The organism is Collinsella sp. zg1085 (assembly GCF_018889955.1).
In the GTDB taxonomy this organism is placed as follows: domain Bacteria; phylum Actinomycetota; class Coriobacteriia; order Coriobacteriales; family Coriobacteriaceae; genus Collinsella.
Genome location: NZ_CP076545.1, coordinates 299915 through 324471, shown reverse-complemented (window position 1 = coordinate 324471; position 24557 = coordinate 299915). Strand labels below are relative to the sequence as shown.

Annotated in this window: 20 protein-coding genes and 1 tRNA gene; 3 read left to right on the top strand and 18 right to left on the bottom strand. The window is 49.2% G+C overall.

What is annotated here, in order from left to right; genetic code table 11:
- Nucleotides 1-440: 440 nt before the first annotated feature.
- The 4 genes from nifJ to KPC83_RS01280 form a co-directional block, all read right to left on the bottom strand.
- Entirely contained in the window at nt 441-3983 is a 3543-nt protein-coding gene (gene nifJ, locus KPC83_RS01295) for a pyruvate:ferredoxin (flavodoxin) oxidoreductase (RefSeq protein ID WP_216278796.1), read from the bottom strand.
- Nucleotides 3984-4129: 146 nt separating this feature from the next.
- On the bottom strand, nt 4130-5365 hold the full coding sequence (locus tag KPC83_RS01290; RefSeq protein ID WP_253200945.1) for a cation diffusion facilitator family transporter: 1236 nt from the start codon (nt 5363-5365) through the stop codon (nt 4130-4132).
- An 11-nt stretch (nt 5366-5376) separates the two neighbouring features.
- Nucleotides 5377-5973 carry a recombination mediator RecR gene (gene recR / locus KPC83_RS01285; protein WP_216278795.1) on the bottom strand — a complete coding sequence of 199 codons (597 nt, stop codon included), beginning with the start codon at nt 5971-5973 and terminating at the stop codon, nt 5377-5379.
- A 36-nt stretch (nt 5974-6009) separates the two neighbouring features.
- Nucleotides 6010-6327 carry a YbaB/EbfC family nucleoid-associated protein gene (locus KPC83_RS01280; protein WP_256441475.1) on the bottom strand — a complete coding sequence of 106 codons (318 nt, stop codon included), beginning with the start codon at nt 6325-6327 and terminating at the stop codon, nt 6010-6012.
- A 374-nt stretch (nt 6328-6701) separates the two neighbouring features.
- Here KPC83_RS01280 and KPC83_RS01275 point away from each other — a divergent pair, with 374 nt between their 5' ends.
- Nucleotides 6702-7127 (top strand): hypothetical protein, encoded by a 426-nt coding sequence (locus KPC83_RS01275; RefSeq protein WP_216278794.1) that lies wholly within the window; start codon nt 6702-6704, stop codon nt 7125-7127.
- A 1883-nt stretch (nt 7128-9010) separates the two neighbouring features.
- Here the strand turns inward: KPC83_RS01275 and prfA are convergent.
- The 12 genes from prfA to KPC83_RS01215 form a co-directional block, all read right to left on the bottom strand.
- Nucleotides 9011-10081 carry a peptide chain release factor 1 gene (prfA, locus tag KPC83_RS01270; protein ID WP_216278793.1) on the bottom strand — a complete coding sequence of 357 codons (1071 nt, stop codon included), beginning with the start codon at nt 10079-10081 and terminating at the stop codon, nt 9011-9013.
- A gap of 256 nt (nt 10082-10337) precedes the next feature.
- The gene (locus KPC83_RS01265) at nt 10338-11915 is read right to left on the bottom strand and encodes a M20/M25/M40 family metallo-hydrolase (RefSeq protein ID WP_216278792.1); all 1578 of its coding nucleotides are present in this window, start codon (nt 11913-11915) and stop codon (nt 10338-10340) included.
- A 154-nt stretch (nt 11916-12069) separates the two neighbouring features.
- Nucleotides 12070-12885: an amino acid ABC transporter ATP-binding protein gene (locus KPC83_RS01260; protein ID WP_216278791.1), complete on the bottom strand. Its 816-nt coding sequence runs from the start codon at nt 12883-12885 to the stop codon at nt 12070-12072.
- Between the two features lie 12 nt (nt 12886-12897).
- Nucleotides 12898-14058, bottom strand: a complete 1161-nt coding sequence (locus KPC83_RS01255) for an amino acid ABC transporter permease (protein WP_216278790.1) — start codon at nt 14056-14058, stop codon at nt 12898-12900.
- 12 nt (nt 14059-14070) lie between these two features.
- Nucleotides 14071-14976 carry a transporter substrate-binding domain-containing protein gene (locus KPC83_RS01250; RefSeq protein ID WP_216278789.1) on the bottom strand — a complete coding sequence of 302 codons (906 nt, stop codon included), beginning with the start codon at nt 14974-14976 and terminating at the stop codon, nt 14071-14073.
- A gap of 152 nt (nt 14977-15128) precedes the next feature.
- Nucleotides 15129-15851, bottom strand: coding sequence for a GntR family transcriptional regulator (locus tag KPC83_RS01245; RefSeq protein ID WP_216278788.1), 723 nt, complete (start codon nt 15849-15851; stop codon nt 15129-15131).
- Between the two features lie 183 nt (nt 15852-16034).
- A complete protein-coding gene (locus KPC83_RS01240; protein WP_216278787.1) occupies nt 16035-17018 on the bottom strand; it encodes an SIS domain-containing protein in 984 nt (327 codons plus the stop codon).
- A gap of 105 nt (nt 17019-17123) precedes the next feature.
- Nucleotides 17124-17951 carry a PTS system mannose/fructose/sorbose family transporter subunit IID gene (locus tag KPC83_RS01235; protein WP_216278786.1) on the bottom strand — a complete coding sequence of 276 codons (828 nt, stop codon included), beginning with the start codon at nt 17949-17951 and terminating at the stop codon, nt 17124-17126.
- A gap of 10 nt (nt 17952-17961) precedes the next feature.
- A complete protein-coding gene (locus tag KPC83_RS01230; RefSeq protein ID WP_216278785.1) occupies nt 17962-18759 on the bottom strand; it encodes a PTS sugar transporter subunit IIC in 798 nt (265 codons plus the stop codon).
- 34 nt (nt 18760-18793) lie between these two features.
- The gene (locus KPC83_RS01225) at nt 18794-19738 is read right to left on the bottom strand and encodes a PTS mannose/fructose/sorbose transporter subunit IIAB (RefSeq protein WP_216278784.1); all 945 of its coding nucleotides are present in this window, start codon (nt 19736-19738) and stop codon (nt 18794-18796) included.
- 358 nt (nt 19739-20096) lie between these two features.
- Complete coding sequence (locus KPC83_RS01220) at nt 20097-20981, bottom strand: aldose 1-epimerase family protein (RefSeq protein WP_216278783.1); 885 nt, start codon at nt 20979-20981, stop codon at nt 20097-20099.
- Nucleotides 20982-21084: 103 nt separating this feature from the next.
- Entirely contained in the window at nt 21085-21759 is a 675-nt protein-coding gene (locus tag KPC83_RS01215; protein ID WP_216278782.1) for a hypothetical protein, read from the bottom strand.
- 124 nt (nt 21760-21883) lie between these two features.
- On the opposite strand from KPC83_RS01215, the gene trxA reads away from it, so the two are divergent.
- Nucleotides 21884-22204: a thioredoxin gene (trxA, locus tag KPC83_RS01210; RefSeq protein WP_216278781.1), complete on the top strand. Its 321-nt coding sequence runs from the start codon at nt 21884-21886 to the stop codon at nt 22202-22204.
- 204 nt (nt 22205-22408) lie between these two features.
- Here the strand turns inward: trxA and KPC83_RS01205 are convergent.
- Together KPC83_RS01205 and KPC83_RS01200 are read right to left on the bottom strand one after the other, a co-directional pair.
- Nucleotides 22409-22484, bottom strand: a tRNA-Arg gene (locus KPC83_RS01205).
- Nucleotides 22485-22569: 85 nt separating this feature from the next.
- Nucleotides 22570-23916: a M18 family aminopeptidase gene (locus tag KPC83_RS01200; RefSeq protein WP_216278780.1), complete on the bottom strand. Its 1347-nt coding sequence runs from the start codon at nt 23914-23916 to the stop codon at nt 22570-22572.
- Nucleotides 23917-24072: 156 nt separating this feature from the next.
- Between KPC83_RS01200 and KPC83_RS01195 the strand changes: the two genes are divergently transcribed.
- Nucleotides 24073-24489 carry a hypothetical protein gene (locus tag KPC83_RS01195; RefSeq protein WP_216278779.1) on the top strand — a complete coding sequence of 139 codons (417 nt, stop codon included), beginning with the start codon at nt 24073-24075 and terminating at the stop codon, nt 24487-24489.
- Nucleotides 24490-24557: the final 68 nt, after the last annotated feature.

Below are 24557 nucleotides of genomic sequence, written 5' to 3'. Positions count from 1 at the left end.
CCGACTGCTGTATGTGTATTTGGCATTTACTCTAAGGAAAACGACGAATGATTGTGTTCGGAGAATTCTGCGAAGCGCATTCGTAGAATGCAATCATTCGTCCAGTTGATATGAGGTAATAAGTAATCTATTGAGAGGGTGAATTAGCTCATAAAACAGGTGAGATAGAGCTGCAACATAAGGGTGGCATAGCTTTTCTAAGGGAACTTTCGCGAAGCGCAGTTCCTGTGAAAAGACTATGCCACCCCATACGCCTGCAATTCACTCGTCAAACTAACGAAGAGAAAGCCTCTGCCACCCCGTAAGCTTACGAACCATTCGCCTAACTTAGACGATGCGAAAGGCCAATATCACCCAACAGGCTTGCAAATCAATCAGCAAACACAAAGCTAGCTCGACCTACACCACCTCAGAAAAGAGGCGGCGTAGGTCCTTACTACCTATTCTTCGACCGCGTTATACACGTCCTTCAAGCGTACCAGATGCTGATAGCGCTCCATAGCTTCCTTCTCGCTCCGAGCAAAGAGCTCCTCAGCTGCCTCGGGGAACGAACGCGTCAAACCAGCGTAGCGTGCTTCGTTCATCAAGAAGTCCTGATAGCCACCCGCCGGCGCCTTAGAATCAAGCGCAAAGCGCTTGCCAGCCGCTGCTGCCGGATTGAAGCGGAAGAGGTTCCAATACCCGCAGCTTACTGCATCTTTCATCTCCATCTGGCAGTTCTGCATACCACCCTTCTTAATGGAGTGCATCTCGCAGGGGCTGTAACCAATGATGATGGAAGGACCGTCATAAGCCTCGGCCTCAGTAATTGCCTTGAGCGTTTGAGTGGGATTTGCACCCATAGCAACCTGTGCCACGTATACGTGACCATAGCTCATAGCAATCTCAGCCAAGCTCTTCTTCTTGGTTACCTTGCCAGCTGCTGCAAACTGGGCAACCTGACCGATATTTGATGCCTTAGATGCCTGACCACCGGTGTTGGAGTACACCTCGGTATCAAAGACAAAGATGTTGACGTTATGACCCGATGCAATAACGTGGTCAAGACCACCGAAGCCGATGTCGTAGGCCCAGCCGTCACCGCCCATAATCCAGAAGGACTTCTTGGTGAGATATTCCTTATCGGCAAGAATCTCTTTAGCAAGCGGGCTCTCAGAGGCCTCGCAGGCAGCCAAGAGCTTGGCAGCGCCTACCTTGGACTCATAGGCACCATGGCGACTATCAAGCCACTCTTGTGCTGCGGCCTTAAGCTCGTCGCTCTCTGTGTCGCTTGCAATCATCTTTTCGGCGACAACAACCAGCTTATCCTGAACTGCCTCATAACCAAGCAGCATACCCAAACCGTGCTCGGCGTTGTCCTCAAACAGCGAGTTGTTCCACGCCGGACCATGACCGTTTGCGTCGGTAGTAAATGGGCTACGTGCCGAAGGATTACCCCAAATGGAAGAGCAGCCCGTTGCATTGGAAACAAACATGCGGTCACCAGCAACCTGCGTAATCAAACGAGCGTATGCCGTCTCGGCGCAGCCTGCGCAAGAACCTGAGAACTCAAGCAGCGGCTTCTTGAACTGGGTACCCACCAGCGTATTGTTGATGAGCTGCTCTTTTTCGCTAACGTGAGCCACAGCGTAATCGAAGACCTTCTGCTCCTCGAGCTGACTCTCCTGCGACACCATGGTAAGAGCGTCTTTGGGGCAAACCTTTGCGCAGTTGGTGCAGCCCATGCAGTCGAGCGGGCTGACAGAAATAGCAAAGTGCAGACCCTTGCCCTTGGGGTTGCGAACATCAATTACGCGCATATTCTCAGGTGCTGCGGCAAGCTCAACATCGTCCAGAGCAAAGGGACGGATTGAAGCATGCGGGCAAACATAGGCGCACTGATTGCACTGAATGCACTTGTCCTGGTCCCATACCGGCACCTGGAATGCAACACCGCGCTTCTCGTACTGCGAAGCACCAATCTCAAACTGTCCGTCCTCATGACCCACAAAGGCAGAGACGGGCAGGCTATCGCCTTCCATGCGTGAAACTGGGTTCAAAATCTCATGAACCTGCTTAGCGATAGCGCTCTTAAGCTCAACAGGAACTTCGTCCTCAACTACGTCAACAGCCTCTGCCCAATCAGCAGGCACCTCAAACTTAACAAATGCCGTTGCACCAGCATCAATAGCCTTATGGTTGGCGTCAACGATAGCCTGACCCTTCTTGGCATATGACTTGGTGGCAGCATCTTTCATGTACTGCAAGGCGTCCTCAAGAGGAAGCACGCCAGCCAGCGCAAAGAAGGCCGATTGCAACACCGTGTTGGTGCGCTTGCCCATGCCAACCTGCTCAGCCAAATCAACAGCGTTAATCAGGTAGACGTTTATGTTGTTCTTTGCAATGTAGCGCTTAGCCTCTGCGTTGAGGTGCTTGGAGAACTCCTCCGGTGTCCACTGGCAGTTAACTAGGAAGGTACCACCAGGCTTTACGTCGCGAACCATCTTGAAGCCCTTAACGACGTAGCTGGGGTTATGGCAGGCCACAAAGTCTGCCTTGGTTACGTAATAGGTTGAACGGATTGGCTGGTCGCCAAAGCGCAGGTGGCTGATGGTAATGCCGCCCGTCTTTTTGGAGTCATACTGGAAGTATGCCTGAACGTTTTTATCGGTATGGTCACCAATAATCTTAATCGAGTTCTTGTTAGCACCAACGGTACCGTCGCCGCCAAGACCCCAGAACTTGCACTCGATGGTGCCCTCAGCTGCGGTGTTAGGAGCGGGCTTCTCGGCTAGAGAAAGCTTGGTTACGTCATCGACAATGCCAACGGTAAACTCACGTGCTGGAGCGTCCTTAGCGAGCTCCTCAAAGATAGCAAAGGCTGAGGCCGGTGTGGTGTCTTTTGAACCCAAGCCATAGCGGCCACCCACAACGGTAATATCTGACTTGCCTACCTCATAAAGCGCTGATACCACGTCTTGATACAGCGGCTCACCAATGGAGCCTGGCTCCTTGGTGCGGTCCATAACAGCAATCTTTTTAACGGTCTTTGGCAACGCATCAACAAAGTGCTTGATGGAGAACGGACGGAACAGGCGAACCTTCACCAAGCCGACCTTCTCGCCATGAGCGTTCAGGTAGTCAATAACCTCTTCAAGCGTGTCGCAGAACGAGCCCATGCAGATAACAACACGATCTGCATCCTCAGCGCCGTAGTAGTTAAACAGGCCGTAGTTGGTGCCCAGCTTGGCATTCACTTTTGCCATGACGCTCTCTACAACCGAGGGAAGCTCGTTGTAGAAATGATTGCAAGACTCACGGTGCTGGAAGAAGATGTCGCCATCCTCATGAGAACCACGGGCGCTGGGGCGCTCTGGGTTGAGTGAGTGGTCACGGAAGCGCTGTACAGCGTCCATGTCGCACATCTCTCTTAAGTCCTCAAAGTCCCACACGGCAATTTTTTGAATCTCGTGCGAGGTGCGGAAGCCGTCAAAGAAGTTGATAAAAGGGACCGAACCCTCAAGAGCTGCCAGATGAGCAACCGGGGAAAGGTCCATAACCTCCTGAACGTTACCCTCGGCAAGCATTGCAAAGCCAGTCTGGCGAGCAGCCATAACGTCGGAGTGATCGCCAAAGATGTTCAAGGCATGTGTTGCCACGGTACGTGCGCTTACATGAAAGACCGCTGGCAGATTCTCACCTGCAATCTTGTACATGTTGGGGATCATCAGCAACAGACCCTGCGATGCGGTGTAGGTGGTCGTGAGCGCGCCAACGCCCAAAGACCCGTGAACCGTACCAGCAGCGCCAGCCTCGGACTGCATTTCAACCACGTTAACCTTAGCCCCAAAGATATTTTTCATACCCTGGGAAGCCCAAATGTCTACGTGATCGGCCATGGGGCTCGATGGGGTGATGGGATAGATACCCGCCACCTCCGTGTACGCATACGAGACGTATGCTGCAGCCTCGTTACCGTCCATAGATTTGAACGTACGTGCCATATACCCCTCTCCTCTCAATAGGTGTACATGCAAGATGCTCCGGCGAGAGCACCTACGGATTAACCATGTTGAAACATTGTACCGCCCGGAACAAAAACTCTGAGTGTAAATTGCTAAGGAAGCTCAAAGTTGCAGGAAATACCGGTTTACTGTGAGGAGCTTACATACGATTCGTCAAAGGTTATTTTGCATAAAGCCCGAGGGTAGCGCCCCTGCACCCGCTCAGTTAGTAAACAAGTTAACTCTTCTTCAGTGAGTACAACATCATAGGGCTTTACACAATCAAATATGATGTTGGTATGAGTGGGACCAACTACGCGACGAACATCGTGCACGCTTAAGCGCTCATCTATAGTTGTTGCCTGCTCGGCTACAAAATTACGAATGTCTTGCAGCTCGGGGTCATCGGTTACCAAAGGGTCGTAGTGCAGGGTCATAATAAGATTGCACTCAGATAAAAAATCCTGCTCAATCTGGTCAAGTACCATATGACTTTCAAGCGGATTGAGCTCAGCGGGCATCTCAACATGCGCTGAAGCAAATTTTCGACCAGGGCCATAATCATGCACCATAAGGTCGTGCGTGCCAAGCACATGCGGATACGAAAGAATGCGCTGCAAAATGGCATCAATTTCTGCATTGGTAGGAGCTTTGCCAAGCAGCAGATTGATAGTATCGCGCACCAACATAAGACCGCTCACCAGGATAAAGATACCAACTGCCAGACCTGCCCAGCCGTCCATATTAATACCAGTTACTGCAGAAACTATAATGCACGCCAACACGGCGCCCGTCGCTATGGCATCGTTTCGTGCATCAAGCGCAGTTGCACGCAGCGGCTCAGAGACAATTGAGGCGCTCACGCGCATATTCAAAGCCATCATGGCGAGTTTTATCACAATAGATACAACAAGCACCAAAAACGCAACTGGGCTCGTGTGTAGAGGCTCAGGCTGCATAATACTCTCAACCGAGCTGCGGATAAGCTCTAACCCTACCGAAGTCACCAGCACCGCAACTACCATGCCTGCAAGATATTCAAAACGGCCGTGTCCGTAGGGATGTTGGCGGTCGGCAGGACGACGTCCCAGTCGAAAACCTACCATACTTATGATGTTGCTTGATGCGTCTGAAAGGTTATTTATTGCATCGGCCACCATGGCAACCGAGGAAATTGCAAGTCCAACCAGACCTTTTACAACACAGAGCAGCACGTTGAGCAAAATGCCCAACACACTCACGAGGGTACCCATGCGTGCACGGCGCTCGGGATTATTGCGCAGCTCTTCTGACATACCCGGCGTAAGCGCAAGCCGTATATCAGCAAGTATTTTTTGCGGCTGATTCTTTGGCGGTTGTTTCTTGTTTTTAGATGTGCTCATACCACAAGCCCTTAAAGCGCTCGGCGCGCTTCAATAGCTCGTCCAAGCGTCAGCTCATCAGCGTATTCAAGGTCGCCGCCAACCGGCAAACCACTTGCCAGGCGCGTTACCTCAACGCCAAGCGGCTTTATGATACGCGCTAAATAGCTGGCTGTTGTCTCTCCCTCAATATTGGGATTGGTAGCAATAATGACCTCGGTAATATCTTCTGTTCCTAAACGTGCAAGCAGCTCACGAATGTGCAAATCCTCAGGACCAATTTTATCCATTGGAGAAATTACACCACCAAGCACGTGGTACAAGCCCCGATAACTTCCCGTGCGCTCAATAGCTGTTACGTCACGCGGCTCCCCTACCACGCAGATTCGGTGTGTATCGCGCGTGAAATCAATGCAGATAGAACACTCATCGGCAGTTGCATAATTAAAACAACGGCTACAAAAATGTACCTGCTGCTTAACCATCAAAATGGCATCTGCTAAACGGCGAGCTTCTTCGGCATCAGACTCAAGCAAATAATAAGCAATACGCTGTGCCGACTTAGGACCGATGCCTGGAAGACGACCAAGCTCATCAAGTAAGATTTGGAGGCTTTGATTTGCTGACATAACTACGTTGCGTATCTAACACTTAGGCCGTAGGCGCTAAAACGGCATGCCCGGTAAATTGATACCGCCGGTCACGGCGCTCATCTGGCGATTGGCAATTTCTGCAATGCCGCGCTGCGCCTCATTTACGGCGGCAACAATCATATCTTGCAGCATCTCTACGTCAGATGGGTCCAAGGCCTCTGGATCAATCGTGATAGATTCAAGCTGCATTGAACCATTGACGACCACTTTTACCATACCGCCGCCTGCTGACGCATCTACTGTTGTAGATTTAAGCTCTTCCTCAACTTTTGCCATCTGTGCTTGCATTTTTCGAGCTTGCTGCATCATTTGATTCATGTTCATGCCCATAAGGCGCTCCTTGCCAAAAAGTATCTCGTTGATGTCTCGTGAGTGAACGCTGGTACAGCATTCATGTAACTAGCATGGTACCACGATAGGCGGGCAACGGGGATTGTGGTGTAATATAGGGATATTACAACCCCTCATGATGAGCTGAATTTATAACTCCTCGCTTTTGCCTCATTTTGTTTGATACATTCACACACAATTAGCTCATAAAAGATACCGTTTACCAAGGTTTTTATACCGCTCACCGATAGGGTCAAATGTTAAGAAAAAAATAATAAATAATTGTACTAAGGATTTGCGAAGTCATGGGAAGTAGGTCTTTTTCGTCTATCAGCTGACTTCCAACAAAATGTGCTCTGCAGAAGGGGGTTCATATGTCAACGAATACTTCATCGATTATGGCAAACATTAAGGCTGTAGACCATAATCAAAAGACTGTCAAGAAGTCTCGGTATATGTATGGAATCATCACTCTCTTTTTAGGGTGCTTTGGCGGTAGCTCAGCTTACCTTGGCGGGCGTATGCTTCTATCTACCGTGCTTGCCTTGCTTACACCGTTCTATTTCAAATTCATCCCATGGATGTATCTACGCTGGGTTCTGCTTGCTTTTGTCGCAGTCAATCTCATACGCGCAACATTTGCGTATGCAAATATGGGATACGTTGCAAATGCTTCAAGCGAATTTCTGAAAGCCGGCGAAGAGAATACAAGTCTGCGTTATATCCTCTTATCTGCTCTTATTATCGTTGCAGTGGCGTGGTGCGTTGCAGCCTATTACATGGTTGGAGCAAGTTTCTAAGCAGTTTAGTATTTATTTTTTGCTCTTAAAGATTCTAGCCTGCTGGAAAACACGGTGACACAGAAGGCTATAGCCTAGGGAGGCTACGGCTCTATACATTGACCAGACAAATGGGTTTTCCAGCAGGTTGATTTTGAAGTAGGCGAGGTTTGAAGCCTTCGTTTACACATCTCGAGGTATGACTCTTAAGGTTTCTGCCTTCGCTGTAAAGCAAATCCGTTTAGTGTACGAATTTGTTGCAAAGGGTCAAGTACACTCTACTGAAGTAAAGCGTCTTTCCTGCGGAAATGCTGAAAAACATACTTGTACAGACCCCCTATACTTGGGATGTGGGCAAAAATACGTACACTAGATTAATTAACTTCCAGAGCCTCAGAGTTGTCGCAATTTCGTAGGAGCATTGTTTGCTCCATGAATCCCTGCAGCTTCCCAGTCAGCCGAAACATTACTGTAGCACACCAATAGTGAGCTGCTGCATGTTAGAGTAGCGTACCGACATTGCATCGCAAAGCGAGACAGCAGCACTATTTCGCCGTATCGAGTGCCGACTCTCTTGCCACTGCAATAAGTTACACCTGTCGCTTTGTCAAAAATGACGAATTTGTACTCTCTATAACCCAGCGGGTTAGTATTTGATTTGCAAAACTGCAGGTAGATGAGCTGTGAGTAAAGCTACAGTTGTCGACTTACGTCAAATTCGTCAAAAATGACAGGTTTTTGCGTCAAATTAGTCATTTTTGCCAAAGCGCTGGTCAGAGGTGTTGATTGAGCATCTTGGTAGTCAATACTGCTGATGTATAGGTCAGAAATATTACGCGGGTGTCAAGTTAAGCTCGGTTGTTGCGACTTCAGCTGTGACTTATGTTAGAGATTGCGTCGCACTTGCTCGGTAACTAGGGTTTGTTCAAGACCTTAAATCGCGCGGGCGATGCTAGTCCAACTCTCTTTTGACAGAAATGGGCAATTTGGCAGTGTAGAACCCCCGTGGGTTATTTGTTGTTTTATAAACCTGTAGGTAGATGAAGTGTATCTTTTCCTGCTGCAGGGGGTTTATTGCCACATTGCCCGTTTTTGTCAGAATTTAGTGCCAGGTTGCCCGTTTCTGTCAAAATTGCTCATTTAAGTCGGCGGTGTTTTGAAATCTGCCCACATAGAAAAGAAATGAACTTTTTTTCAGAGAAGTGCTCTCGGGACACAGCTTTATTGGAATGTTCGTTTGTCTCAAGCACGAAGGACAGACGTAAGACCAAGGTATTGCGTTCGGAGAATTCTGCGAAGCACATTCGTAGAATGCAATACCTTGGTCGATTTCAACTTGAGAAACCAACAGTTTTGCTGAACCCACGTTACTGGGTAGTTTGTCGGGTGGTGCAGTCTACCTGAGGAGTGTATTCCTTTGCCGCGTAAAATCTTCAACAAAAACTTCTTCATCTTATACGCACTGCTTATACATAGCGTGGTGTGGGAATGTGCTGCTATCGCATAGCAGGGTGTGGGATGAGCTAAGTGCTGTATATGTATTTGACATTTACTCTAAGAAAAGGACGAATGATTGTACTCGGAGAATTCTGCGGAGCACATTCGAAGAATGCAACCATTCGACCCACTGAAATGCAATGAAAAGCTGTCTGCAAAGTGGGAGCAAACTGACCTGTGAACTAGGAATAGCTGAGCCACAACATAAGGGTGGCATAGCTTTTCTAAGGGAACTTTCGCGAAGCGCAGTTCCCGTGAAAAGACTATGCCACCTCGTAAACCTGCAAATCAATCATCAAGTTGGCGAAGTGAAAACTATACCACCCAACAAACGTGCAATTCATTCACCCGGATTAATGCGCAAACAACAAGCCAGAGACAGCTCGCACGTAAGCTCAACACCCGCCTTAGTCAACTGCGTGAGCAAGTTTCTCCGCACGGTCAGCTGCCGCCAAGGCATCAATGACATTTGGCAGCTGCTCGCCCAAAAGCACATTGTTATAGGTGCTATTAAAACCAATGCGGTGATCAGTTACGCGATCTTGCGGCTGGTTGTAGGTGCGAATCTTCTCCGAACGGTTACCGTGACCAATCTGGCTCTGGCGCTCTGCACCCAACTCTGCCTGCTGACGCTCCAACTCCATCTCATACAAACGCGCACGCAACATCTGCATGCACACCTCGCGGTTTTGAATCTGACTGCGCTGCTCCTGCGACTGCACTACCGTGTTGGTAGGCAGATGTGTAATGCGCACCGCCGAATACGTGGTATTTACGCACTGACCGCCAGGACCTGAGGCGCAATAGGTATCAATACGCAGGTCACCCTGGTCAATCTGAATGTCAATTTCTTCTGCCTCGGGAAGCACTGCCACGGTTGCTGTTGAGGTTTGAATGCGCCCTTGACTCTCAGTCTTGGGAACACGCTGTACTCGGTGCACGCCGCTTTCGTACTTCATAACCGAATATACTTTGTCGCCCTCAACCTTAAACTCAATACTTTTGAAGCCGCCTACCTCGCTAGGACTTGAATCGAGTACGGTGATTTTCCACTTATGCATTTCGCAAAAACGCTGATACATCTTAAAGAGGTCGCCGGCAAAAATAGCCGCCTCATCACCACCTGCAGCAGAACGAATCTCAACAATCGTATTCTTCTCGTCGTTGGGGTCGCCGGGGATAAGCATGAACTTGATATCTTCCTCAAGCTGGGGCAGTTTTGCCTCGTTTGAGCTTATCTCCTCCTGCAACATCTCCTTTTCGTCAGCATCGCTCGTCTCATGGAGCATCTCTTTTGCAGCATCAATATCATCGAGCGCCTGCACATATTCGCGGGCACGTGCAACCAATTCAGATTGATGTGCATGCTCTTTTGCAAGACGCATATATTCTTTTTGATCGGCTACAACTGCAGGATCGGAGAGTTTCTTTTCGAGCTCGGCATAAGCCTCAATAAGTTTTTCAAGCTTGTCGCGCATGATAATCCTTTCAATCGATAGAGGGCATTGCATATGAGCACCACGGTGCCCCCGCAGAGCTAGAGCTTATCGAGCGTAAAGGACATGCGAACTCCTTTGTGTATCCGGTGCGAGAGGTGCCTAAAACCAACTCCTGCTTAAACCCTATACCCCAAGCAAACGTTTTTAGACGTTTAAGCATACCATACCCGCGCTCACTTCAAATAAGGCGAGCCTACATACAGCGCACGCCCAAAGAAGCTACAGCGAAATCTAGCTAGGCAGCAACTTCGGTAATCAAACGAATGTAAAAACGGATTCCCTGCAGATAGGCGCGGCGGCTGATGCGCTCATCGGTGCCATGGACGCCCCGCTGAGACTCAGCATCATCCACCGTAAAGGCAGAAAAGCGAATACACTCAGAACAAATTTTGCTATAACTTGCAGCGTCGGTAGCACCAATCACCGTACTTGGCACAAGCGTGATGGGGTTTTGTTGCTCTTGGAAATAGCGTGCTGCAACATGCGCGATAGCATCAAAGCCAAAACTGGGCAGAGCGTCAGCAGGACTAGGGTCGGTAGCACCAGGACCTAGTGTCGCCGTAACCGGCAAATCCGCGATTGCGGCCTGACAACGTGCGAGCACGTCCTGTGCTGTTGTACCAGCAAGCGTCCGAAAATTGATATTTGCCCACATATCTTGTGGGAGCACATTAGCCCCCGTTGAACCGCCCTCAATCATGGTAGGCGCACAAGTTGTAGTAACTAAGGGATAAAGCTCAGGGTGACCAAGACAAGCCTTGGCAATCTCATCTGCTTGGGTCACAAGCTCATCTGCCGAGTTAATACCCATCTCTACCAGCGGACCTTCATACAGTTCAGGCAGCAAGCGAAGGAGCATTGCTTGCGTAAGCGGTGTTAGAGTAACCGGCCATGTAAGATTAGCGATACGACTAATTGCGTGTGCCAAGACCTCAAGCGAGGAGCCACCATAGGGATTTGACGAATGACCACCCGAACTTTTAGCCGTGAGTATTACATCGGCATAGCCCTTTTCGGCAAGCGCGGCATGCATCAGGTGCATGCCCGGTGCCCCATAAACTGCGCCGTCAACGATACGATAGTCGCCCTCATCGAGCAAAAACGCTGGGTGAATACCACGCTGCTCAAGCTCCGCAGCAAGTGCTTTTGAACCCTGCTGAAGCGTTTCTTCGTCCTGCCCGCAGGCGAGTATAAGACCTCGACGCAGCTCAACACCTTGAGACAAGACAAAATCAACAGCTTCAAACATGCCTGTAAGCTGGCTTTTCATGTCAATTGCACCACGACCCCAAATAAAGGTCTCATCGACATAACCCGAAAAGGGTGCATGAGTCCAATCGACTTCAGTACCAGGTACTATAGGCACTACATCGAGGTGCGCCATCATCATGATAGGGTCAAGTGTAGGGTCAGAGCCGGGAATAAGCAGAAGCAGGGATAAATCCTGTTGTATAAGCTCTGCAGCAGCAAAAACACGAGACCACTGATGGCGCAACAAGGTATGAAGCTCCTCAAAGGCCGCACGATTAGTTTGACGCGCGTCCGTCGTGCTGATGCTAGGCACCGCAATCACCGCACCAAGGCGCGCCGATATGGCTGCTTCGTCCAGCTCAGGATAATCATCTTCGTGAGCAAAAAATTGCGTAACACCAAGCCCAGGCTGCGCCTCGCCCCCTGCGCTGGCACCACAGCAAGACGGTAGCTCAGCCACTGCACTACCAGCCGGAACATTTGACTTGTCATCAGATACAAGCGCATTTGATTCGCTTCCCTGTCCAAGCTCAGACCTTAATGCAGCTGATACCTTCTTCATACCATCACGCTCCCCTATACAAACGGTGGGGTATCGGCTCCGGCACCGATACCCCACCTCCATGCGAAGCAGCCTCTTCTCATATACCTTGCTGCCACTCTATAAACACGAATACAGCAAGCACAAAGCGCAACAGGCTCTACCGTAAAACCTATTATGCCTCAAGGTAGCGTGCCAAAAACTCGCGCGTACGAGCATGTGTTGGGTTGCCAAAAATCTGCTCAGGGCTACCCTCTTCACAGATAACCCCTTGGTCCATAAACACCACGCGGTCACTAACCGTGCGTGCAAAGTCCATCTCGTGCGTTACCACCATCATGGTCATACCATCGTGCGCAAGGCTTTTCATAACATCAAGCACCTCGCCCACAATCTCAGGGTCAAGCGCGCTCGTGGGCTCGTCAAACAGCATAATTTCTGGGTCCATACACAATGCACGCGCAATAGCTACCCGCTGCTTTTGTCCACCCGACAATCGGCTCACATCGGCATGCGCAAAGTCAGCCAAGCCAACACTTGTAAGATGCTTCATTGCCAGCGCTTCAGCCTCATCGTTGCTTGCCTTTTTTAGCAACACAGGAGCCAACGTGCAATTTGCAAGCACGTCCATATTATTAAACAGATTGAAGCCCTGAAATACCATGCCGATGTGTTGACGAAGCGCGTTTACATCGCAGCGCGAATCGGTGAGATTATTGCCCTGAAACCAGACATTGCCCTCATCTGGTTCTTCGAGCAAATTTAAGCAGCGCAGCAAGGTTGATTTGCCTGAGCCAGAAGCGCCAATAAGGGTAACAACCTCACCTTTTGCAACTGTGAGATTGATGCCTTTAAGCACCTCAAGCTCGCCAAAGCTCTTGCGTAGCCCCTCAACAGCAATTAAAACATCGCCGAGGTAAGCCTTGGCACCAAAACCCTGTGTCTCATCTGTTGTGTGAGCAACCGTATCAGCAGGAGTAGTATGTGTCATATGCCTGCCTCCTTAATTTGAGCTGAGAAAAGTCTTGGATTCGGAAGCACCGAGCTTGCGCCCCAAGGCTTCAAGCATACGACCAGCAATAAGTGTCAGAACCAGATAGATAGCCATGGCAACTACATACACTTCCATCTGACGGTAATACAGACCAGCGATAGTGGTTGTTGCAAAGTACAGGTCAAAGACACCAATCGCGGAGAGAACCGACGAGTCTTTGATATTGATGATGATTTCGTTTGTTAGCGCGGGAATTGCGTGCTTTATGCCCTGCGGAAATACAACGCGCCTCATAGCTTGCCACTGAGAAAGGCCAAGCGAACGCGCAGCCTCAGCCTGACCTGGGTCTACCGCCTCGATACCACCGCGCAGTACCTCCATAAGGTAGGCGGTGGAGTTGAGCGAAATTGTAACCAAGCCCGCGCTAAATTGGCTCCAAACCGCATTTGCTTCTGCCGTGTTGAGCCCAAAGCCGCGAACAACCACAAAACCCGCCGCATAAATAAGCAGTGCCTGCACCATCATGGGTGTGCCGCGCACGATAGTGCTGTAAAGCCTTGCAAAGCCGCGACCAATTGTTTTCACAAAGCGGACAAAGTCGTTATCGACACGGTCAAACTGCTGTAGATATACAAAGACCAAGATAAGCCCCAAGAAAAAGGCAATAATGGTGCCAAAAAATGCTAGGGCAATTGTGGTGCCAATACCGCTCAGCAACAGTGGCCAGCTCTTATAGGTCATGTAAATAAGACCGGACAAAAAATCAGGCGGATTAGAGTCGAGCGCAATACTTGCCATAGCAAAGTCATACGTTCCCACCACATAGCGGTCAACTATAAAAAGGCAGGTAATCAGCACAATGAGATAAGAGCCCCACCTAAGAGCTGCAGCGGGAATGCCGCGCTTACTTGCGCCCGAAAACAGCGATGTTTCAGCGTAGCGCGCACGCAAAACAATCTTTGAAGCAAGTGCTGCCGCCGCAAGCGCCAGCCATGCCCAAAGAAAGCCCCACAGGACATCTTGAACGATGCCTGTGGGATACAAAAAACTCGACGACGTTGCCAACTCTTGTGCTGACGCAAGACCTAGAGCTGCAATAACGCTCGTGCCCAAATAGACGTAGCGATGATTCGCCCGCACAAAGGTGGCAAGGCGCGAGAAATAACTCATAGGGTAGCCCCCTTAGGCAGGCTGACGCTCAAGAACCGCATCCCAAAGCTTCTGACGCTCATCCTCTTTCAGTTCAGCCAAGGTTTTGTCAATGGTTTCCAACAGCTTCGTTGAACCCTTTTTCATACCAACATTGCAGGGAACTTCTTCTTTGAAACCCTCACCTGGTGCAAACTTAACGGCAACAAAGTCGGGGTTTTGCTTGATATAGCCAGCCTCGTTCTCGGTATTGAAGGTCACCGCATCGCAGGTACCTTGTTTGAGGTTGCTAAATACCGTGGGCACCGAATCAACCGGTGTCTTGTGAATAACATCGGGAATCTCGTCAATAACATCATCAAGCATGGTGTCTTTTTGACCAAGAACGGTAGCGCCCGCAAAATCGCTCAGCTTGGTAGCGTTCTCGTAAGACGAACCCTTCATAACAAACAGGCCAAAGGAGCCCACAAAATACGGCTCAGAGAAATCCACAGACTGGCGACGCTCGTCAGTTGCAGACATGCCTGCAATGATGAGGTCAATCTGACCGTTATTGAGCGAGTCAATCAGACCCGAGAAGCTCTGCTTGACCGCTACCGGCTCAAAGCCCATCTGCTCGCCAAGGTATTTTGCAATTTGCACGTCATAGCCATCGGCAAAAGCGCCCGGAACATTATCAATAGGAATCGTAAACTCAGACTCCTCAGACACCTGCCAGTTGTAGGGGGCATAAGCTGCCTCCATACCAATACGGAGTTGCTTCTTTGCAAGGACAGCCTCGGAAGGGTCGGCACCTTGAGCAGCGCTACCATTTTGCCCTGATGTCGCATTGCTCGGACGCTGGCAACCCGCCAACAGAGCGGCAATGGTGGTGGCACTGGCAGCGAGGCCTGCACGTACAAAAACGCGGCGGCTCATAGGCTTAGAAAACTGTTTCATCGCTTGTCCTTTCTCTCTGTAGTAACGCCCCACCACAAAACGCAGCAGGGCGAAAAACTTGGGGGCTAGTATAGACCCGAAAAATAACAAGCTTCCGAATAGATACGAAATGGAAACGTCCCGCTAACAATGTGCGTAACAAAGCACAGTTTTTATAGCTTGATACGGAAACGTTTTCCCACGTAATACTGCCTACCAATGCACAGCGGTGTATCGGTCTTAGACGCAAAGTGTGCATGCAGATAAAGCAGCGGGTCGCCGGGCGAAATTGATAGATATGCGGCTTGTTCGGCACTTGCCTTAACTGCTTCTACCATCCTAAACGGCGTGTGCGCAGGAAGTGTTCCGGTAAGCTCGGCAATAGTTTCAAAAATTGAGCAATCATTAAGGTCGCGTGTGAGCAATTCTCGAAACGACAGATAGGGCAAAAATATATTCTCGAGAAAAATTGGGGTGTTATCCGCAGTGCGCAGACGACGAATATGCAGCACCAAATCCTGTTCATCAAGCTGCAAAAAGTCTTGTTCTTCTGCACCAGCAGGAATTATCTCCCTGCTAATAAGCTGAGCACCAGGTATTGCGCCCGCATCAGCACAAACATGAGAAAAACTTTTGACCATGTCATGTTGCAGCAAAAAGCGATCAATTGGCGGCGAACTCACAAAGGTTCCGCGCCCCTGCTGTTTAACCACATAACCTTCGTCGCACAACTCCTCGACCGCCCGGCGCACCGTAATACGACTTACACCGTAGCGCTTTGACAATTCAGGCTCAGAAGGCAGTTTATCCTTTGGGGCATATTGTCCTGAACTAATTGCTGCTTTAAGCTCTGCACATATTTGCTGATAAAGCGGTGTATGCTGCGAGGATTGCATCTTGAGTGTTCCATTCTGTATTCTTGTATATAACGTTATAAATTTTACCGTACCTTATGCGCAGTATGGCGGCAAAATGCTACTAAAATACCGCCCCTTTTTAGGAATAGACCCAAAAAGAGACAGGCTCCAGAGCCTGTCTCAACAAATACTATATTGCAGCAAACGTTTTAGAACGTATGCCTAATACGTGAGCTTCCACATATACCGGCGCTTGGTCAAGGGGTGCTGACGCGCCTCAGCGAGCTGTTCTGCGTATACACGCATCACCGCCGTATGTACCAGCGGGCTTATATAGGTAGCAACCGATGCAGGCACAACATTGGTTAAACCAAAGTCTTTTGCATCAATAAGCAAGTACTGTGCATCAAAGCGCTGTAAGAACGCAAGTGCACGAGCGTCCATCGGACGTGTTTTTCCATCAGACATAAACAGTACAAAGCTATGTTTGTCATCGGTTAGCTCAAAAGGACCGTGGAAATACTCACCTGAATTAAAGTTGCCCGAATTAATCCACTGCATTTCCATCATCAAAAAGAGCGATGTAGAATATGCAACCTTCTCGCTTGCACCCGACGCCATAAAATGAATGCAGTCGTCATCTTTATGAGCATGAGCCCAAAGTGCCGCATCTTTTCCAGAACTTAAAGCTGCGTTTTCAGCCACTTCAAAAACCCCAGTTAAGCCAGCACACATATCCTCATACAGCTCAGTTCCCTCAATTTGGTACAACAACTCAAGTGCAAGTGCTAAGGCATAACCCATCTTTTCTGTTTTTGCCGCATAGTTTGCTTCAAAGCCATGAACAATCACCGCGTCAACGCCTTCGGTGAGTGCAGAATCTGGTATATGTGTAATTGCAATAACCGATGCACCGGCAGCTTTTGCACACTTATTAGCTTCAACTGTTTCAGGTGTGCCACCACCTAATGAGCAGCTAACAACCAAGGTATGAGTACCCAGCCATGCAGGTTTATCATAGTTAAACTCATTTGCCGTAAAAATTTGGACATTAAGCTGCTGCGTATTGTTTTTCAAGAAATAAAAAGCCGGATAGAGCTCAGACATAGACGCACCGCAGCCCACAAAGGCAACTTGCTTAATTTCGTGCGCCTTAAGCAAGTGAGCAACAATTTGTTGGGGACATGCAAGATCGATTTCGTACATAAAATAAGTTCCTTTCAAAGTGGGATAAGTCCCACATACACACGTACAAACTGTGCAATGCATAAAAACGGCACGGCACCACTATGTATGCCGCGCCCAAGTGCACTACGACAAAACTCCTGCAACCGAGAGCAAAATTCCACCCACAAGCGCAATGACTAAAAGCCACCCGTTTTTAACACCCTTCTTAATAAGGGCATACATACCACCCGTTAGTAGAAGAGGAATCATCTGAGGCATGATGGTATCGAGAATATCCTGGATAACCAGCGTCCCCTGAGAGAAGCTTGCTGGTGTTCCGGCGCCAATGACGGTTGCAATCATGGCACCTACTGCCATAAGACCAACAACACCACAAGCATACATAACCTTGTCCATGAGCTTGCCTTCTTGCAGGCGCGACAGGTATTGGTGTCCTCCCTCATATCCAAACTTAGCTGCAAACCAGGTAACCAGCGCCGACGGGAAAAATGAGATAACCATAGCCAAGATAGGGCCTAAAATTTGACCCTGCTGAGCAAGCTGCACGCCCAAGCCAAAAGCAATTACGCGAATAGTGCCTTGGAAAAACGAATCGCCAATACCTGAGAGCGGTCCCATCAATGAGGTCTTCATGGCATTGATGGAGTTAGGGTCGAGGCTTTCTGGGTCCTTGGCATACTCCTCTTCCATTGAAGACGCCAGACCAAGTACAAACGCGCTGGTCTGTGGCGTACAGTTATAAAAGGCCATGTGGCGGCGGTATGCCTCTTTTTTGCGCTCAAGCTGTACGGGGTCAGACTCGTCTGGATACATACGATCGAGCGTAGGCACAAGACCGTATAAGAAGCCCATATTCATCTGGCGTTCGTAATTCCATGAGTCTTGAATGGCCCAAGAGCGCCAAAAGAGCTGCCAGATTTTCCAATTCTTTGACGTTGATGCTGTAGACATATCTGTTCTCCTAGTCTTCATCTTCAAGCGGGTCATAGTCGTCTAACACTGCGCCTGAGCTTACAAAATTGCTCTGGTTAAAACCCATGGTGCTTATAAGGAAAGCCAAAATAAGACCAAATCCAGAGACTGCAATAACCGAAAGCTTGAGATATGACGCCAGCATAAAGCCCAAGAACAAAAAGGCCGTCATACCTTTGTTGAGCATCATGGAAAGTAGGAGCGCCAAACCATAAGCAGTAAGCACCTTACTTGCCACGCCTAAACCAGCACTTAGCCAATCAGGAATTTGGTCCACAATTGCCTGAACTGCATCGGCACCGGCGTACACCGCAAGGAAAATAGGAATGAAATACATGAGTGAGTACAAAATGGTGCCCGCCACAATATGCATGCGATAGGCTTTCTTAAACTTGCCCTGTTCTATAGCAGCATCGGCAACGTGTGTAAGTGCAGCAATTACCGAGCGAAATACAATGCCGAGGAGCTGCCCGAGCACTGCAATGGGAATAGCAATGGTCATGGCAGTTTCGGCAGAAGCACCTGTAAGGCAAGCAAAGGCTGAGGCTACAATGCCGCCTAGCACCATATCTGGTGGAACCGCAGCGCCTACCGAGACAAGCCCCATAGTTACCAGCTCAACAGCAGCGCCTACCGCAAGGCCAGTAGGAATATCGCCGAGTACGCAGCCAACGAGTGTTGCACCTATCAGCGGCTGCTCAAAGTTAAGGCGACCAAGCAAGCGCGAATCAAGGATACAAAACACGCCGACCAAACCAACCAGAAGAGCGTGTACCAATTGGTCCATATCAAACTCCTTTCAAAGATATAAGAACCCAAACCTAGAAGGCCAAAATGCTTGTTTTTGCTTGTGTGGGGGTTTGCTGCTCATAAATTGAAATGCCCATGTCAAGCAGTGCCTGCGCATCAGCTTTTTCTGCTGCGTCTAAGAACACTGAAGTGTCTCGTCCGCCTACCGGAGTTGCCCCCTCGTGATTGGCAGCGGCGCCAAAATTTATGACGTCAATTCGATAACTCTCACAGAATGTACGAAGCTCACGCACGTTGCCAAAAATCATCATGACGTTTTCGCCTAAGGTATTGAGCTTGTCCATCTTAGAAATTGCACGCTCAACCGTAAAAATATTGAGCCGCACGCCTGCTGGCTTTGCCAGCTTTAATGCCGATACGCGAACCTCATCTTGAGCAGCAGCGTTATCAACCACAATAATACGTTCAGCGCCTACCGTGTTCATCCACGAGAACACAACTTGACCGTGAAGCAGGCGATAGTCAAGGCGCACCAGCGAAATGTTTGCAGGACCCTTGTTAGCTTGCACACCCTTTTGCTTCTGAGTGGTCTCTAGTTTGACTGTTGTCGCTGCTTTTTGCTGAGATAAAGTTGCCGAGCAATCACAAATGCCAAGACGTGCATCGGTGATTAGCTGGGCGAGTTCAGCATCTAAAAGCGGCTGCTGCGCCGTAGCCAGCGTAAGAATAAGCGGAATGTTCATACCACTTATCACCTTCACGCGCCCATCTGTTTGCATAAGTTCAAGCATCTCATTGTTGACGCTACTGCCCAGCATGTCGGTACAGATATACACCGTGTCATCAGGAGAAAAACTCTGCAGCAAAGCAGATACTCTGTCGCGAATCGACTCGGTGTCATCTCTAAGCAGACTCACCACGTGAACTGGCATTGCGCTCTCCCCCAAGACCATAGAGATGGTATCGCGTGCACCACGCGCAAAGTCTCCATGGGATGCAAGAATGAGCTGATTCATTTCTACTCCTTCTACTCATCATGGTCGTTATATACATCTTAGTATTTTTATTACTATTAGTATGTTTGAAATTTAGAAAAAGCTGCTATATACCGTTCACCGGCTCATTTCGACCGCTCACCGGACAGCAAAGATATATTTGTGAGATATACGTAAAAGAATGTGCACGCAGATATAGGCGCAGGCGCAATGTGCATGCCTTATTTCATGTTCTCTGCGTTTTTTGGCCAGAGTAAAGCGCGCAAAGTGCGGCACACCCGCTCTGAGGTGGCTACCTGCTCTTAGGTAGCCACCTACTCCTAGGAGGCACCTACCCTCAGGTAGCACCTACCCTCAGCTAGCACCTGCTCTCAGGCGACTACATCAGCGTGATGGAAAAGCTTCGCGTGTCGCATGCGCCGGGCTCAAGCAGAATAATATGTTCCCGCTCCTCTAGGCGCTCAGGGGCCCCAACTGTTGCGGCATGCATAGACCACGGCTCAAGCGCAACAAAAGGCGCATCGGGTGCCGACCACACACCCAAAAAGTCAAAGTCAGCAAAGTCAACGCGTACCCCGTGACCGCTCCTGCGCCCGCGCAGAGTTACGGTTGCATCGGGAACCTCGCTCAAGATGAGCGTATCAAACTCAAATAAATCCCTCGTAAGCGCAAGTGAATCTGCGTTTTCAAATACCGTATAAGCCTCTTCATACGAAAGCAATCCGCCTGCCATAACCTTAGGGCTTTGCGCTGTCCACGATTGAGAAAAGATGAGGTCATAGTCCTCAAAACACGCATCGGCAGTGTCTGGAATAGGTGCAAAAAACGCAGGATGCCCACCTATTGCAAAGGGCATAGTGTACTCTCCTGTATTGGTTATACAAAAACTTTGAGTTAGGGTTTGACCGTCGAGCGCAAAGCTCACCTCAAGTTGAAAGTGATACGGGTATACGGCAAGCGTCTCAGGTGTAGCGCTCAGCTCAAAGCGGGTACAGTCTGTGTTTGCGCTTTGTTCGTGCACCAAAAAGGTCATATCGCGCGCAAAACCATGCTTGGCCAATTGACAAGGACCTGCGAGCGACTGCTGTGGTATATCGCCTGCTGCACCCACCACCGGAAATAGTATTGGAGCCGATTTTGCCCAGTACGCTGGGTCTTTCTGCCAAAGATACTCACGTCCTTGCCACGTCAAGCTCGATAACTGTGCTCCAGCAGTATCAATCGTAGCTGTCATATCGCCTGATGAAATACGTGTTAAAGACATGGCGTACCTCTCATAATCTATTGCGCAACGAGTGCAATTGCGCAAAAACAAACGAAGCTTATATCAAACCAAATTCATAGCATGCAATGCACATATTGACATCCTAATATGGCGAGCCCAGCGGTGCTAACTTTTTGAGATACGACCACACAAGCTGCTTTTTTGCCGAGTCGGCAAGCGAGGCAGCAAAGTCTCCCAGCGCAAGCACACGCCGACCCAACACCGATGCCACATACCCCGGCTCAAGCATAGCCGTTTCAAAGTTTTCAATATCAACCAGCACATCCATATATGCCTCACGCATAAGCTCAGTAGCAGGCACATCAAGCAGAAGAATTGCTTCGGGGTCCAAAGCCTCAATTGCTTCACAAAACACCTCAGGCGCAAGCGTAGTGCCCAACTGATGCGTATAGCTGAGAGCAGTATCGCTTGTATGCGGCGCACTTGAACTTGCATATGCTCCTGCATCTAAAGTTGTATCTTGATTCAAATCTGAGCACTCATCTGTTTTTTCGCGCGAGAGTGTCCGCGTTCCCAAAACACAGAAATCCTCGGGTGCCCAACCAAGTCGGGTGAGAGCAGCTCTTAGAGCCGCGTCCTCTCTGGTTTCAAGCAACGATGTATGACAAGTATTACCGGCTGTAAACTCACCTTTTACCAACAGCAAAGGTGAAAACCCATTACCTTCAATCCACACGCCGCGTGCTTCCAGACTTCTAATTTGAGCGCGCGCCTGTTCAAAGAGCGCTTGAGTGCGCTCGGTCTGAGTTATGGACATGCCGTGCCTCCTTTGTTTATACACACCATTCTACGCCTGAATGTAAACTTCTGAGCGAGGTGGGTATAAGCTTTGCTAACTTACAAAAGATGCTTAGCCAAAAGCCTAAACTTGGAGGAAACACATGGCAAACATTGTAGAAGTTACTGCTGACAACTTTGACGAACTGCTGAAAAGCGACCTGCCCGTACTCGTTGATTTTTGGGCACCTTGGTGTGGTCCTTGCCGCACGGTTTCTCCTATTGTTGAGGAGATTGCAAACGACATGGACGGTCGCCTCACGGTTGCTAAGTGCAACGTTGACGAGAATCAAGACCTCGCGGTGAAGTACGGCGTTATGTCAATTCCTACGCTCGTTCTGCTAAAAAGTGGTAAAGAGGCTCACCGTGTAGTTGGCGCTATGCCCAAGGCACGTCTTGTTTCAGAGATTGAGCCCAAGCTGTAAGCAGCAAACGAGGACCTCACTGCGTGTATCGCGCGAGCAGCACGGCTACACACAATAAGTGATGCGCCAAAAGCCTGGCAGTTTCCCCGCTGTCAGGCTTTTGTTTTGACTGTTCGATTATGCAAACTAGAGGATTGTGCAAAACCAAAGCCGCATATAAGCAAAACAGGTCAGCGACAATAGCCTCTGACCTGTTGAAATATCTGGTGCCCTCGATTGGATTTGAACCAACGACACCCGCTTTAGGAGAGCGGTGCTCTATCCCCTGAGCTACGAGGGCTCACGCCCCAACAGTGTAGCAAAAAGCCCCGCCTCTCACACCTCAAGATTAATACCTTGTAAGAATCATAACTGTGCCTCTGCTCCTATATGCCAAATGTCACCGCATCTGCCCCATCAATGTACAAATCTGCCGCATAAAATGCTGCAAGTGCCCCTATTGCCTGCGAAACGTCGCGCACGCCTGCCGTCTCAAATGCCGAGTGCATAGCCCACTGCGCACAGCCAACATCGATTGCATGTAAGCTCATCTGCATGTTTACCAAATTGCCCAAGGTTGAGCCGCCAGCCATATCGCTTCGATTTGCAAAACTTTGAAGCGGCACCCCTGCCCTATCACAAATTACCAAAAATACTGCTCGGCTAAAACCATCGGTACAATAATGCTGGTTAGCTGCTTCTTTAATAACCAGTCCGCCATTGATGCGGCACTGATTGGTCTCGTCGTATACATCTGCTCGATTGGGATGCACTGCATGTGCGTTATCGCAGCTCACCATCATAGAACGAGCAACTACCTGCCGATATGCTTCATCATCTAAACCAAGACCTGCGCACACGCGGCGCATGGCGTCTGCAATAAAGGTTGAAAGTGCGCCTTGCTTAGTCTCAGACCCGACCTCTTCGTTATCAAAGCAGCAATATACATTTACTGAGTGCTCGTTATCTACCTGCATAAATGCTTCTAACGCCGTATAGGCACACATTAAATCATCAAGCTTAGTCGAAGAGATAAACTCCTGCTCAGCACCCCAGATACAACCGGGCTGACGGTTCACTAAAAAGAGGTCGCTTCCTAACACATCTTCTGGAGCTACACCAACAGCATCAGCCACAAGCTGCATATATGCACCAACACTTAGCTCACCCACCGATAACACCGGTGACAAATCGCGAGCGCGATTAGGAGAAAAACTATCGTTGACCTTGCGGTCAAGATGAATGGCAACACTTGGAATAAGCGCAAGGTCGCGGTCAAAAGAAAGCAGCCGATGCTCAAGGCGATTGCCCACACGTACCAAGACGCGCCCAGCTAAAGACAAGGGCTTGTCAAACCACGTGTAGTCAATCATGCCGCCATACGCTTCAACATTGAGCTTGAGTGCGTTTCCTGCCCCGGTAAGCTCGGGGACCTCTTTGACCTTAAACGTTGGCGAATCGCCATGCGCGGCTGTAATTTGAAAATGTGTATGTAGAGGGTCATCAAGCACATGTTTTCCTACAGAAAAGGCGATAACTGACGAGTTATTACGCACAACTACATAGCGTTTACCGGGTTCAATATTCCACGGACGTCCTTCGTGCAGCAGCTCAAAACCAGCCTCAATTAAGCGGGTACAAATGGTATGTGCCGTGTGAAACATGCTGGGACATGCCTGAATAAAATCAATTAAACCATGTGCACGCTGTAATTCAGCAGATGAAACACTCATGCAAAACCCTTTCAGCTCATATAACCTTGATATTATTGTACGCTTGCCACCTGCTATTGGTATATACATTCGCCGCACGTGCGGACACGATGCTCATAAGCTGCTAAGATGAGAGTATACAAGCATTGTTATTACACTTATCGGATTGGAGTATATATGTCTCAAAACCGCAAAGTTCTAAAAATTGTTAGTCTCCTACAGGTGCCTATTGCTCTTGCCCTGCTTATTGCAGGGGTATTGTGTTGTATAGGAAGCCTGAGTCCTGAGGGTTTGGAGCTTTTTGGAGTGAGTCTAGCGCGTGAAACGCTTCGCGTGGTTGCAGGAGTAACAGGTCTTATTGCGGGCATTACTCATTTCTTGTTAGCACGCGAAGGTATCCAAGGTGCCAACAAGCCACGTTCACTCAATAACTCAGTAGCACTAACACTTATTGCAGTTATTTGCTCAGTTGTTTTCACACTGCTCTGGAATGTTGCAGGCTTTGCATTGGTTGTGCTTGGAGCATTGAGCGTTGTTGTTATATTTATTGGCGCACTGTATCGCCGCCGTGTATTGCATGAGCTTGAGTGGTAGTAGCAGCGCACTTCTACCGCACCTCGCGCCTCAACAACAGATGCTCAAGCTCACGCAATAGGCCGACG

Bases quoted from the DNA above. Each gene is read 5' to 3' on its own strand.
- KPC83_RS01195 (WP_216278779.1), top strand. From the start codon at position 24,073: ATGTCTCAAAACCGCAAAGTTCTAAAAATTGTTAGTCTCCTACAGGTG.
- KPC83_RS01255 (WP_216278790.1), bottom strand. From the start codon at position 14,058: ATGAGTTATTTCTCGCGCCTTGCCACCTTTGTGCGGGCGAATCATCGC.
- KPC83_RS01260 (WP_216278791.1), bottom strand. From the start codon at position 12,885: ATGACACATACTACTCCTGCTGATACGGTTGCTCACACAACAGATGAG.
- KPC83_RS01225 (WP_216278784.1), bottom strand. From the start codon at position 19,738: ATGAATCAGCTCATTCTTGCATCCCATGGAGACTTTGCGCGTGGTGCA.
- KPC83_RS01265 (WP_216278792.1), bottom strand. From the start codon at position 11,915: ATGAAGAAGGTATCAGCTGCATTAAGGTCTGAGCTTGGACAGGGAAGC.
- KPC83_RS01275 (WP_216278794.1), top strand. From the start codon at position 6,702: ATGTCAACGAATACTTCATCGATTATGGCAAACATTAAGGCTGTAGAC.
- KPC83_RS01290 (WP_253200945.1), bottom strand. From the start codon at position 5,365: ATGAGCACATCTAAAAACAAGAAACAACCGCCAAAGAATCAGCCGCAA.
- KPC83_RS01220 (WP_216278783.1), bottom strand. From the start codon at position 20,981: ATGTCTTTAACACGTATTTCATCAGGCGATATGACAGCTACGATTGAT.
- KPC83_RS01200 (WP_216278780.1), bottom strand. From the start codon at position 23,916: ATGAGTGTTTCATCTGCTGAATTACAGCGTGCACATGGTTTAATTGAT.
- KPC83_RS01250 (WP_216278789.1), bottom strand. From the start codon at position 14,976: ATGAAACAGTTTTCTAAGCCTATGAGCCGCCGCGTTTTTGTACGTGCA.
- trxA (WP_216278781.1), top strand. From the start codon at position 21,884: ATGGCAAACATTGTAGAAGTTACTGCTGACAACTTTGACGAACTGCTG.
- recR (WP_216278795.1), bottom strand. From the start codon at position 5,973: ATGTCAGCAAATCAAAGCCTCCAAATCTTACTTGATGAGCTTGGTCGT.
- KPC83_RS01230 (WP_216278785.1), bottom strand. From the start codon at position 18,759: ATGGACCAATTGGTACACGCTCTTCTGGTTGGTTTGGTCGGCGTGTTT.
- prfA (WP_216278793.1), bottom strand. From the start codon at position 10,081: ATGCGCGACAAGCTTGAAAAACTTATTGAGGCTTATGCCGAGCTCGAA.
- KPC83_RS01215 (WP_216278782.1), bottom strand. From the start codon at position 21,759: ATGTCCATAACTCAGACCGAGCGCACTCAAGCGCTCTTTGAACAGGCG.
- KPC83_RS01245 (WP_216278788.1), bottom strand. From the start codon at position 15,851: ATGCAATCCTCGCAGCATACACCGCTTTATCAGCAAATATGTGCAGAG.
- KPC83_RS01240 (WP_216278787.1), bottom strand. From the start codon at position 17,018: ATGTACGAAATCGATCTTGCATGTCCCCAACAAATTGTTGCTCACTTG.
- KPC83_RS01235 (WP_216278786.1), bottom strand. From the start codon at position 17,951: ATGTCTACAGCATCAACGTCAAAGAATTGGAAAATCTGGCAGCTCTTT.
- KPC83_RS01280 (WP_256441475.1), bottom strand. From the start codon at position 6,327: ATGGGCATGAACATGAATCAAATGATGCAGCAAGCTCGAAAAATGCAA.
- nifJ (WP_216278796.1), bottom strand. From the start codon at position 3,983: ATGGCACGTACGTTCAAATCTATGGACGGTAACGAGGCTGCAGCATAC.